Raw genomic sequence first — 11,972 nt, 5'->3', positions numbered from 1 at the left:
GCGGTCATGGACGAACTTGATAAGGCGATCCTGCGGGAACTGCAGTCAGATGCACGGAAGACCAACCGCGACCTCGCCGCGGCCGTGGGCGTCTCCCCGACCACAGCGCTCGACCGCACCCGCGCCCTGCGCCAGCGACAGATCATCCGCGGCACGATCCTGGATGTCGACCTGGCCGCGATCGGACGCCCGGTCCAGGCCCTCATCGCCATCCGGGTGCGCCCGCCGTCGCGACGCAACATCGAAGGCTTCCGCAACTGGGTCAGCCGGCTGCCCGACACACTCGGCCTCTACGTGACCACCGGGTCCGAGGACTTCATCGTGCACGTCGCCGTCCCCGACAACGCCAGCCTGTACGCCTTCGTCATCGACAAGCTCACCGAACGCCCCGAAGTCGCCGACGTCCGCACCTCCATCGTCTACGAACACATCCGCAACAACCAGATCGCCCCCGCCACCCCCTGATAGAGCCCCGTCAGCCGGCGATCGGTCGCTTGCGCATGACGAACCCGGCGTGATGAAGCACTCCGTCGAGCAGTTCCCCGAAGGCCCAGAACCCGGTGTCGTCGAGGTAGGTGATGCGGTCGTCGTGGACCCAGAATCTGCCTGTGTAAGCATCAGCCCGGCCGTTGCGCGTCTCGGTGTACCGGCCGTCGGGGAGCAGGTGCTGCTCGAGCGCCCTTGACTCGTCAACCCAGACACCGTGCCATCTCTGGAGCTCATCACCGGGGACGGCGGTCCCGGCCGGACGGGTGGGTTCGCCCCGCCACGCCTCGAGGTGTCCTGACACGACGACGGCGAGCAGGTCGGGCGGCCGGATGACCAGCAGCTGCCCGATCCGGGACTCGCTCACGCGCTCTCGGGTGACGGCGAAGGTCGCCGGGTTGCCCGGCGTCAGGTCGTAGACGCCGCGCCGGCCCTCGGGACGGGCGTGCACCGCGCTGTCCACGAGCAGCGGAACGACGAACGCGCCGGCCGCCTGGATCACGCGGGCCTCGGACGGAGGGGACTCCGTCCCGCGCGGACCGACGTGCGTGATCCTTCCGTCCTCGGCCCACAGGTCTCCGCGTACGGTCTGTGACGGTGTGACATGGATGGTGGCGTCGAGGACCACCAGGGCATCGGAGGCATCGCTTCCTGGCATCGGCTGTGCTCCTCGTGAGACCGTGCCGACCGCGGGATCGCCGGTCGGGGCCGGGTGCGGACGTACCGCATGGATCGCGTGCCGCACCCAGGCTCGCGTCGATCGGCCCCGCGCTCCCTGGCCCAGGAGTGCGGGGGCCGAGTGGCCCCCGCTGATCAGAGCAACTTGTCCTGGGTGAAGGGAACGTCTCGGAGGCGGCGGCGCGGGCAGTCGGCCGCCCACGTCCGAGATGCTCTCGCGGGCAGGCGCCGGCACCATCTGACACGTCAGACCATCTGGGCGATTCATGCCACACGCAGCGGCTGCTCCCACGTCCGGACCAGATCCACGATGGAGTCGTGGATCCTGTGCTGGTACGGCCTACGCGAGCCGTACCCGATGGAGGCCGCGACGTTGCCGCCCGCCAACCGGCCTTGGCGCAGGGCATGCTGCCCGCTCATCGGGGTGATCTTGCCGGGCCTGGCGAGGTCGGGGACGGCGGCCACGTCGCCGCAGACGTGGATCTCGGGATGGCCGGGCACGGCGAGGTGCTCGTCCACCCTGATCCTGCCCTGCTCGGCCGCCAGTCCGAGGTTGGTCACGAGCGGATCCGGGCGTACCCCGAAGGTCCACACGATCGTGCGGGTGGGGATGAACTCGCCGTCGGTGAGCCGCAACCCCCGGGAGGTGACCTGGCCGAGCGAGGTTTGCGTACGGACCTCCACACCCCGCGACCGCAGCATCCGTGCCGTGGTCCTGGACAGGCGGTGCCGCATGTCAGGCAGCAGCCACTCGGCCGGATCGGCCAGGATCCAGCGGATCGGCTGCTCGCGCAGCCGCGGGTCGCGGCAGGCGATCGCCTGGGACAGCGACTGCCCGGCCGAGGCCGCCGCCGTGCCCGCGTATCCCGCGCCGAGCACGACGAACGTGCAGTGCGCCGCGCGTTCGAAGGGATCGGCGCTCGCGGCGGCCAGGGAAAGCTGCCGGTGGATGTGATCGCGCAGCTGGAGGGCCTGGCCGACGTTGTGGAAGCCGACGCTGTGCGCCGAGACCGCGGAGACCTGGGCGACTTCGCTCACGCCTCCCGCCGCGACGATCAGCCGGTCGTAGTCCAGCACGCCGCCGTCGTAAAGCACGCGGCGGGCGTGGGCGTCGATGTGGGTGACCGTGCCGAGCACCACCCGCACACCCGGCAGCGTCTCGGCCAGCGGCACGCTCACGCGATCCGGACTGAGGACGCCCGTCATCACCTGCGGGAGCAGCTCCGGATACAGCGCGACGCCGGTCGGGTTGACCAGCACGATCTCCGCGCCGTCTCCCACCTTGCGCGACAGGGTGCGCGCCGCCTGGTATCCGGCGACCCCGGCTCCGACGATCACCACCTGTGGCCTGATCGATGCCACGGTCATCTCCCCGAGGTGATCGCCGGCTCGCGGCGCTCTTGCTGCGCCGGCGCCAGCCGCTCGTGGAAGCCGCCGTCCGGGGACCGCGTGATGATCCCGGTCTCCACACCGTGCTCGGCCACGTGGTGATCCGTCTGCCGAAGTGCGAGGCAGATCGACCGGGTGATGACGAAGGCGATGACAGGGCCGATGACCACAGCGAACCTGAAGAAGATCGTCACTGCGTCGACGGTGAGGTGGAACTGGTGGGCGATCTGGTCGTTGGCCGCGGCCGCCCACAGCAGGCCGTAGAACGTGACGCCCGCGGCCGCGATGGCCGTCTTCACCGGCGTCTCGCGCGGCCGATCGAGCAGGTCATGCGCGGGCCTCTCGCGGGCCATGCGGCTCGTGGTCTTGGGCCGGCCCAGCGCGTCGCGGCGGCCGCGTCGCGAGCGGAGGAAGCGCTCGGCCATCGGGTAGGCGGCCAGGGCGGTGAAGAAGACCCCGGGGATGACCAGGGTGGGGACGAGGACAGCGAGGCTGAGCGTGTAGTCCCCGAGGGTGAGTTCCCACGCGGGCATGATCCGGAGGGCGCCGTCGAGGAACCCCATGTACCAGTCGGGCACCGAGCCGGCCGAGATCTGCGTCGGCTTGGCGGGACCGTACAGCCAGATCGGGGCGATCTGGAACCCGAACCCGAGGATGATCAGCATGCCGATCGTCGCGAGCGCCATCATCGGGCGTGCGCTGCGCCGCGCCGGCAGCGAAGCGACGAACCGGGAGTGGCCGTGCCGCCGCACCAGCAGCTCACGGCCGATCAGCAGCGCGGCCATGACGACCGCGACCAGCAGGTGCCCCCCGTACATGACCGGAATGACCCTGTCGCCGGGAAAGTCCGGGCCGAACAGCAGCGACATCGCCCAGGTTCCCACCACGGGGATGGACTGCACCACCGACATGATCAGCCACAGGCTCCCGCCCGACAGCATGTCGTCAGGCAGGGCGTTGCCGGTCTCGCCCGCGGCCATGCCCAGCGCCAGCAGCGTCACCCAGATCAGCCACTGCCCGGTGCGCGGGCGGCGGAACGCGCCGGTGAGGAACATCCGCAGCAACTGCAGCACGACGGCCGCCACGAAGATGAGCGCCGCCCAGTGGTGGGCCTGGCGGATGAGCAGGCCGCCGCGCACCTCCAGGCTCAGATGCATGGTCGAGTCGAAGGCCTCGCTGACGAAGAGACCGCGCAGCGGGCCGTACGAGCCGTCATAGGTCACCTGGGACATGCTGGGCTCGTAGAACACCATCAGCACCGCCCCGGTCACCGCCAGAACGACGAACGACCAGACGGCGATTTCCGCGAACATGAACGACCAGTGGGAGAACTGAAACGAGCGGCGCTTGGCCAACAACGAAAGCATTGGAACCCCCTAACCTTGCCTACTCACAAGACGTAATCGGGCCGGGGGTTTGTGACAGCGATGAGGCGCCGGTGACGGTGATTCGCGTCACTGCGCGCGTTTGAGTAGGGGGCTACTCAAGACGACCCGGCGATCGGGATCACACGCTTGATCCCATGAATCGTCGCTTCGCCGTCAGCGGGCTGTTGATCGCGATCCTGTCCCTCAGCTTCCTCACCGGGTGCGAGCACCAGGGCGATCAGGCCGGCGCCGATCAGCCGCCCCAGGCGCAGCCCAAGAACCCACCGCCGGCCAAGAAGGGCTTCTGCCCCAAGGCCGGGCCGATCACCCGCTCGCTGCTGCCCTCGCTCGAGGGCGTCGAGCGGATCGCCACGAACCCCTGCCTCGGGGTGAACGGCTTCCTCGGCCTCGTGCTCGACGCCATCCCGCAAGAGGAGATGGATGCAAAGAGGGAATTGCGCAGGTTCCGCACGGGGCTGACGAGCTTCGCCAAGCAGGTCGTCCTGGTGGCGGATGCCGTGGACTGCGCGTACGAGAACGACCATCTGGCGATCTCGGTCTACCAGGATCCCGAGTACGCCTGGTCGCTGGGCGTCGTGGCCGTGGTGCGAGGCGACGTGGAGGCGTTGGCGGAGGATGCGGTCTGCCTGCTGGCCAAGCAGGTGGAATTCATTCCTGGCTTTGGCGTGCGGGCGGAGGGTCCCCCGACAGCCACGTTCTGCGCCGACACCGTGCTCCGGGAGGCCCAGGGCTACCAGTTCAGGGTCATCTGGCTGGCCAGCTCCGACAAGATGTGCCGCAGTCTCTCGGGCAGCATCAAGGATGCCTAGTGCGGCTGGCTCACCGACAGGTGCAGCGAGCCACCGGCGAGCGCCACCATCCGCCCCCGACGCGGGGCTCCTCGAACGTGTCGCCGAGCATGAACAGCGCCCGTCCGGCGTGCCCCTTCCCTGCGGCGCCGTAATCGCCTATACCCGTGATTACGGATGATCGGAGGTCCCCCATGCGGCTGCTCGGCCGTCTCTTCCTGGTGTGCAGCGCCGCCGCGGCCTGGTTGCCGGCAGCCGGGGCGGCGTCGGCCGGACCCGCGGGGGCCGCCGTGGCCCCGACGGCCGTCATCCGCGCCGACTTCCCCGATCCGGACGTCATCCAGGTCGGCTCCACCTTCTACGCCTACTCCACCAGCAGCTCGGCCGGGCGCATACAGGTCGCGAGCGCGCCGTCCGCCACCGGCCCGTGGACCGTACGCGGCGACGCACTGCCCACCAAGCCGTCCTGGGCGGGCAACGGCGGCTTCTGGGCGCCCGACGTCTCACGCCTCCCCGACGGCCGCTACCTGATGTACTTCACCGCCCCCAGCACCGCGACCGGGCGCATGTGCATCGGCGCCGCGACCTCGGCGAACCCACTCGGCCCCTTCCAGCCCGCCGGCAACGGACCGCTCGTCTGCAACGCGAGCGAGGGCGGCGACATCGACCCGTCGAGCTTCGTCGACACCGATGGCAAGAGATACCTGGTCTACAAGAACGACGGCAACGCCGTCGGCCGGCCCACCATCCTGTGGCTGCAACAGGTCGGCGCGGACGGCGTCACCTTCGTCGGCGGCCGCACCGAGCTCATCCGCAACGACCGGCCCGAGGAGGCCGGGGTGATCGAGGCCCCCGTGCTCGTCAAGCGGCCCTCCCACTACGTGCTCTTCTACTCGGCCGGCTCCTACACAGGCAACGGCTACTTCACCAGCTACGCCGTGTCCCCGTCGCTCACCGGTCCCTACACCAAGGCGTACCGGCCGCTGATGACGACCGCCACCTTCGACGGGGCCGTCCAAGGCCCCGGTGGGACCGACGTGCTCGGCAACCGCGTCTTCTTCCACGGCTGGGTGAGCAACGCACGCCACATGTACACCGCGGAGCTGGGCTGGGCCGACGACTACCCGGTGGTCCGCGGCAGCCGGGTCCGCTACGAGGCCGAGCGGGGCACGCTCAACCATGCCGAGGTCCGCACCGGCGCGGCGGGCGCGTCCCAGGGTGCCGTGGTCGCCAAGATCGACTACGCGGACAGCTGGGTCGACGTCCGGGTGTTCGCGCCGGTCGCCGGGGCCTACACCGCGTACGTGGCCTACGCCGCCGGGTACGGCGACGCGCAGCACCTGGTGACGGTGAACGGGTCGACGCAGTTCGCGCTGAGCTACCCCAACCGCGGCTGGGACAACTGGACACAGGTGCCCGCCCAGCTCACGCTGACCGCCGGCTGGAACACCCTGCGATTCCAACACCAGACGCGCTGGGCCGAGCTGGACTACATCGAGATCAGCTGACCGGGCGCTGTCCTCAGCAGGAGAGCCAGGGCCCAGTCCTGGTCGTTGGCGAGCGGGTCAGGCCGATGGGCCGGACGGCCGTCGACACAGCTCGGCATGACAAAGGCGCAGGTCGCACCACCGTCAGTGCCAAAGTCGACGAGATTGGCCGCGAAGATCGCGTCCGCGGCCCGCCGGCTCTCGTCGGTTCTCAGGGGTGCGGGGAGTTGGCGCAGCGCCACTGCGGTGAGGACACTCCAGTAGTGCGGGAAGGTGTCGCCCCATTGCCGGTCGATGCCGAACCAGTAGCCGTCCCAGTGGCGGATGCCGATGTCGCGGGTCCTGACGTGCGGCTGCGGCCCGCCGAAGGCGCGCAGCCACGGAACCGCGGTGCGCAGCGCGGTCAGGAGACGGTCATCGGGCTGGAGGGCGTACGCCGTCGCGAGCAAGCTCACCAGCGGCGCGACCATGGACTGTTCGTACGTGACCTCGTGCGCCGGCAGGTCCGTTCCCAGGTCCGCGAAGCGACCGGCGTGGTCGACCAAGGCCTTGCGCAGGGAGTTGGCCCGCTCCGCGTCGCCATGGCTGTCCAGGCTTCGCGCGACCGAGTCGACGGCTTCGGCGTGGCCGATCGAGAGGTGGTCGGACACCCCGAGGGCATAGCTGGCCTCCAGCAGCGATGCGGCGCGGTCCAATTCGGTGGCGTCGCCATACAGCTCGAACTGGCCGAGGAAGAAGTGCGCCAGCCAGGGCGTGTTGTAGAGCCGCAACTGCTCAGGGCCGGGACGGCTGCTCCGGTGGACGGATCCGTCCGGCTGGACGAGCCGATCCCGGGCGAAGCGCGCGAATCCAAGCAGTGCGTCATCGATCGCCTCCTGATCTCCCCAACCGCGCAGCCGCGCCTGCTGGAGCAGCGCGGCCATGCCTACGCGCTCGGCGCCGTCGGTCCAGTCGGACCAGCCGTTCTCCGTCTGGCGGAGCCCGGTGCGGGTGTCGACGGGCACGAACGCGTACCGATAGGGATCCGGGCGTTCAGTTGGACGGTGCTCGCCGAGAATGCGTTCTATCCGCGCCTCGACGAGCTGCCGGATCGGAGCCAGGAAGGCGACTGCCGTACGACTCCGCCGGCCGTTGCGCTCGAACTCGACATGCCTGACCCCGTGGCCGCCACCGATCACGGCGTTGTCCTCGCCGGGAAGGATCCTCGTTCCGGCTGCGAGGTCGATGTGCAGGGCGGTGCCAACGGGTGCGGTCAGCGCGGCTAACGTCGCAGGCGCGTCGGTGGCGTCGAGGAACGCCTCACGGCTGTCGTACCATCCGAGCTCCCACGACAACGAGTGACTCTCTCCTGGGGCCAGAGCCAGAATCGGCTGCCCACCGAACGCGTCCGGATTGCGGGCATGATCGGTGGGATGAACCAACAGATGTCCCCGATTATCCGATGACGTATGTCTGTTGCGGCTTTCCACCGAGTACGCCCACAGGCTCCCCTCCCGCACGATCACGCCGAGCAGCGGCGGCGTCCCGGACATCGGCTCGGCGAGGATCCACGACCACGCGCCCCCGGTAAAGAGGTGCGCGTGACAGCTCCGCGCCAACGCCGTCGCTGCCCCGTCATAGACGTCACGAACCGGGACATTGACCGCCAACCCGGTGAGCTGGATGGCATGTTCGCCGGTGTTGGTCCAGGTATAGGACTCGATGAAATGATCGCCGGCGACCCGCCGGCCGACCTCCAGCGCGACGTCCGGGCGTGGCCGATGCCACGCGGTCATGCCATCAGCGTGCCAGTCGACGCCGACCGGCTCCTGCCAGCGTCCGGACCCTTTGGGCGTGATGACGAAACCGGTGCCCCAATGGTGATCCGCCCCGTGCCAGGCATCCAGCGCCTCGTCGAGGAGATAGACACGGCCGGGGTCCCGAGGATGTTCGAACGACACCGGTCCGCCGTCGCGCCCCAGCCGGACACTGCCGCCACCGAACTCAAACCTCTTCGTCACTTCCACTCCCGTCCGGCCTTCGCAACGCCGCTTTCGATCCGTAGCGATTCGAGCTAGTGTCCCGCGAATTCGTCGATGACTACGCGAGCGCACTGGCGTCCGGCCCGTTCACCAAATTCCCGCCGACGTCGACGTCGACGTCACGGAGCGAATCAACGCGAATGGCCGAAACCTCGTCCTGCCCCTCCCGATCACATGGCACTATGACCGCGTGCCCATGAGCCGGCCCTCCTTGCGCGCACTGCGTGCCGCGGTCTTCGCGGCGGCCTGCGTGCTGGTCTCAGCCGCCTTGCACGGGCTGGCCGGCGGTGGACCGGTGCGCCTCGAGGTGATGCTCGCTGCGCTCGCCCTGGCCTGGACGGGCGCCTATCTGCTCGGGCGCCACCAGCGCGGCATGGAGGTCCTGCTCGCGGCCTGCTTCGCCACGCAGTACGGCATGCACCACCTGTTCAGCACAGGTGCGGTCACGCCGGTTCCGCCCTCGCACGAGCACGGCAGCCCGGTGGGCATGCTCCTGGTCCACGCCATGACGGCGCTCCTGTCGGCCTGGTGGCTGGAGCGAGGGGAATCGGCCCTGGCCGCCCTGCTGCATCTGGCCGTGACCACCGTCCACCGCTGGTGGCGGATCCTGTCGGTCCTGGCCGGCACGCTGGTCGAGCTGGCCCCCCAGGCCCTCCACCCGTCCCATGACGAGCGCGTCGACTGCCCGCAGTCCTGGGGCGCCGCGGCCATCCCCCGGCGCGGCCCGCCCCTGCGTTTCTCCCTTCTCTGATTCCGCCTTCCGGGTCGCGGCCTGTCACGCCGACGGCCCGCGTACCGCCGCGCGCCGTGACGAGCCTGCGGCGGACCTCGAACCCTGTCGGAAGCACGCGCGCCCATCCGCGTGCGCGCGTCGCCTTGCACGTGGAGAAACGCCTGATGACCTCAACCACCGACGTCGGCAACGCCGCCGAGCACGACCACCCGCCCTCCCCCGAACGCCCGTCGTCCTGGACCGCATTGCGTCCCCTGGTATTGCGGCTGCACTTCTACGCGGGCATCCTCATCGCCCCCTTCCTGCTCGTGGCCGCCGGCACGGGCCTGCTGTACGCCACCTCCTTCCAGATCGAGCAGGTCGTCTACCAGCACGAGCTGACCGCCCCCGTCGGCCAGACGCGCCTGGCCCTCAGCGAGCAGATCGCAGTCGCCCGCGCCACCCAACCGGAAGGCACCGTCACAGCCGTGCGGCCGGCCGCCGAGCCGGGACAGACGACGCGAGTGCTGCTGGACCGCCCGGGGCTGGCGGAAAGCACGCAGCTGGCGGTCTTCGTCGATCCGCACACCGGGCAGGTGCGCGGCACGCTGGAAAGCTACGGCAGCTCCGGAGCGCTGCCCGTCCGCGCCTGGATCTCGATGTTCCACCGTCATCTGCACCTGGGCGAGCCAGGGCGGATCTACAGCGAGCTGGCCGCGAGCTGGCTGTGGGTCGTCGCACTCGGCGGCCTGGTGCTGTGGACCACCCGGCGCCGCCGCAGCCGGCGCCATCTCATCGTCCCCGACCGGGCCGCACGCGGAGCACGATGCACGCTGTCCTGGCACGGCTCCGTCGGCCTGTGGGCCGTTCTCGGCCTGCTGTTCCTGTCCGCCACGGGTCTGACCTGGTCCAAGTACGCCGGCGCCAACGTCGACGAGCTGCGCGCGACCTTCAACTGGACTACGCCGTCGATCAGCGCCTCCGGCAGTGACCACGGCGGCCACGCCTCCCCCGCAGGACATCACGGCGCCGCGACGGACGTCGGCGTGGACCACGTCGCTCAGGTAGCCGCCGGCAAGGGGCTGTCCGGCCCTCTGGAGATCACCTGGCCTGCCGAACCCGGCGACCCCTACCTCGTCAAGGAGATCGACAAGACCGCGCCCACCCGCCTGGACCAGGTCGCCGTTGACGCGGCCACGGGCCAGGTGCGGGCCGAGCTGCGCTTCGCCGACTATCCGCTGGCGGCCAAGCTGGCCCGGTGGGGCATCGACGGTCACATGGGGCTGCTGTTCGGCCTGGCCAACCAGATCCTCCTCGCTCTGCTGGCCATCGGGTTGATCTCCCTGATCGTGCTCGGCTACCGGATGTGGTGGCAACGGCGGCCCACCCGCGGCTTCGGCAAGCCGTACACCCGGGGCGGCTGGCGGAACGTACCGTGGGTCGTACTGGTGCCGCTCGGCCTGCTCGCCGCCGCCGTCGGAGTGTTCCTGCCGCTCATGGGCATCTCGCTGGCCGCGTTCCTGGTGATCGACGTCCTGCTCGGGCTGCGCTCCCGCGCCCAGGCGATCCCGCCGCGGACCAGGTAGGAGATCGCGTCCAGGCGCCGTCGACGAAGGCCTGTCAGTGGTGGTGGCCGCGCCGGCCGAGGGTCTCCACGGGGGTCGCGCCGGGGCGGGTCCACTGCGGCACGGGGCGGCCGGTCGGGCCCCAGGTGGCGTTCCCGTCCGCGTCCGAGCGCCAGGACCAGGACGGGCTGCGCCCCTCGGGCCAGCCCTCGGGGTTGTCCTCCCATGTCTCGCCGCGGCCGTAGGGCGTCATGTCGAGCAGGCCGAGGGACCCGTTGACCCGCTCGTTCCCACGGCCCGTCGTGGAGTAGGTGAGGAACACGCGGTCGCCGTCGCGCAGGAAGCAGGTGAGGTAACCCATTTCTCCGCCGACCGGCGCCTCCACGTCGCGCACCGAGTACCAGGGCTGGGTGTAGCCCATGAACTCGACGAAGGAGGCCACCTCGTCCCACGGGCCCGTGGTCAGGATGGCGAACGAGACGCCGCGGGCGTTGAGGTAGACGGCGTCCTTCAGGTGCCAGGCCGTGGTGGTGCAGCCCTCGCACTGCCCCTGGTGCGGCGCGCCGTCGTACCACATGTGCTTGTAGACCACGAGCTCGTCGCGGCCCTGGAACAGGTCCAGGAACGGGACCGGGCCGTCGGCTCCGACGACCTCGACCGTCCCGTCGAGCTCCACCATCGGCAACCGGCGGCGGGCCGCGGCGATCGCGTCGCCCTCGCGGGTGTGGGCCTTCTCGCGGACCAGAAGCTCATCACGGGCGGCCTGCCAGGTGGCCAGGTCGACGATGGGCGGCCGGCCGGGCAGCGCGGTGGTCGGGTCATTCGGCGTGGTCGTCATGGTGTCCTCCCGTGGTGTCTGGTGCCGGGCAGCGTAGTGCGACGCCCTACGACGGTCACCAGAACAGACCCGCGACCCGGCCGGAACTCATCGCGCCAGGCGGCGCCTTCGGCCGGCTGGCATCGGCCACGTCGGGCTGACAAGTTCACAGACGCGCACTCAGTCTCAATGGAACGACAACCCACGGTCGTTCGTATGGAAGTAGACATCCGAGGAGATCCTCGAGGGTCAGCGCGCCTGCGGGGCGCCGTACCAGCGCCGCAGATACGAGCCTGCGCTGGCAAACTGGGCCAAAGCCCGGACCCGACGATATCGGTCGCATCGCGCGTCCGAATGTACCGGTCCGGTGTTCCGCGGAAAAACAAAACACCACCCTCGGTCCTCTGCAGACACGTTTTCGTACAGAGCCAGCGAAAGCTGTTGAAAAGCTAGCGAGGTATCGTTCGGCGAGCCTTCTGGCTTGCTCAATGTCCATGTCCACGCTCCCACCTAGGTATCCATTCAGGCTCGTCGTTGATCGTGTCGGGTTTGGGGTAGACGCGCCGGTTTCTGGATGAGTCGGGGTGTTGCGGGGCTGTGTTCGTAGTTTGAGGGGGTGTCCTCCTCTGGTGACTCCGATG

At 69.7% G+C, this 11,972-nt stretch carries 10 protein-coding genes; 5 read left to right on the top strand and 5 right to left on the bottom strand.

Translation table 11 applies throughout. The annotated features are described in order from the left end of the window. Positions 1 to 6 precede the first annotated feature (6 nt). Positions 7 to 465: an Lrp/AsnC family transcriptional regulator gene (locus ACTWQA_RS42820; RefSeq protein WP_443164610.1), complete on the top strand. Its 459-nt coding sequence runs from the start codon at positions 7 to 9 to the stop codon at positions 463 to 465. A 10-nt stretch (positions 466 to 475) separates the two neighbouring features. On the opposite strand, the gene ACTWQA_RS42815 is transcribed toward ACTWQA_RS42820, so the two are convergent. The 3 genes from ACTWQA_RS42815 to ACTWQA_RS42805 form a co-directional block, all read right to left on the bottom strand. Continuing rightward, positions 476 to 1,144, bottom strand: coding sequence for an Atu4866 domain-containing protein (locus ACTWQA_RS42815; RefSeq protein WP_443164609.1), 669 nt, complete (start codon positions 1,142 to 1,144; stop codon positions 476 to 478). A 284-nt stretch (positions 1,145 to 1,428) separates the two neighbouring features. Beyond that, positions 1,429 to 2,526: an NAD(P)/FAD-dependent oxidoreductase gene (locus tag ACTWQA_RS42810; protein ID WP_443164608.1), complete on the bottom strand. Its 1,098-nt coding sequence runs from the start codon at positions 2,524 to 2,526 to the stop codon at positions 1,429 to 1,431. 2 nt (positions 2,527 to 2,528) lie between these two features. Further along, complete coding sequence (locus ACTWQA_RS42805; RefSeq protein ID WP_443164607.1) at positions 2,529 to 3,920, bottom strand: cytochrome b; 1,392 nt, start codon at positions 3,918 to 3,920, stop codon at positions 2,529 to 2,531. Between the two features lie 155 nt (positions 3,921 to 4,075). Here ACTWQA_RS42805 and ACTWQA_RS42800 point away from each other — a divergent pair, with 155 nt between their 5' ends. Both ACTWQA_RS42800 and ACTWQA_RS42795 read left to right on the top strand, forming a co-directional pair. Then, the gene (locus ACTWQA_RS42800; RefSeq protein WP_443164606.1) at positions 4,076 to 4,750 is read left to right on the top strand and encodes a hypothetical protein; all 675 of its coding nucleotides are present in this window, start codon (positions 4,076 to 4,078) and stop codon (positions 4,748 to 4,750) included. A gap of 173 nt (positions 4,751 to 4,923) precedes the next feature. Continuing rightward, on the top strand, positions 4,924 to 6,237 hold the full coding sequence (locus ACTWQA_RS42795) for a family 43 glycosylhydrolase (protein WP_443164605.1): 1,314 nt from the start codon (positions 4,924 to 4,926) through the stop codon (positions 6,235 to 6,237). Here the strand turns inward: ACTWQA_RS42795 and ACTWQA_RS42790 are convergent. Further along, entirely contained in the window at positions 6,219 to 8,222 is a 2,004-nt protein-coding gene (locus tag ACTWQA_RS42790) for a hypothetical protein (protein WP_443164604.1), read from the bottom strand. The genes ACTWQA_RS42795 and ACTWQA_RS42790 overlap by 19 nt on opposite strands. 211 nt (positions 8,223 to 8,433) lie before the next feature. On the opposite strand from ACTWQA_RS42790, the gene ACTWQA_RS42785 reads away from it, so the two are divergent. Beyond that, entirely contained in the window at positions 8,434 to 8,988 is a 555-nt protein-coding gene (locus tag ACTWQA_RS42785) for a hypothetical protein (RefSeq protein ID WP_443164603.1), read from the top strand. A 146-nt stretch (positions 8,989 to 9,134) separates the two neighbouring features. Continuing rightward, positions 9,135 to 10,535, top strand: a complete 1,401-nt coding sequence (locus ACTWQA_RS42780) for a PepSY-associated TM helix domain-containing protein (protein WP_443164602.1) — start codon at positions 9,135 to 9,137, stop codon at positions 10,533 to 10,535. Positions 10,536 to 10,569: 34 nt separating this feature from the next. Here the strand turns inward: ACTWQA_RS42780 and ACTWQA_RS42775 are convergent, their stop codons facing one another. Beyond that, a complete protein-coding gene (locus tag ACTWQA_RS42775; RefSeq protein WP_443164601.1) occupies positions 10,570 to 11,352 on the bottom strand; it encodes a DUF899 domain-containing protein in 783 nt (260 codons plus the stop codon). Between the last annotated feature and the right edge of the window lie 620 nt (positions 11,353 to 11,972).

This window comes from Nonomuraea sp. 10N515B (assembly GCF_052245915.1).
Classification (GTDB): domain Bacteria; phylum Actinomycetota; class Actinomycetes; order Streptosporangiales; family Streptosporangiaceae; genus Nonomuraea.
The sequence above is the reverse complement of the archived record's forward strand: the minus strand, read 5'-3'. Positions and strand labels throughout refer to the sequence as shown.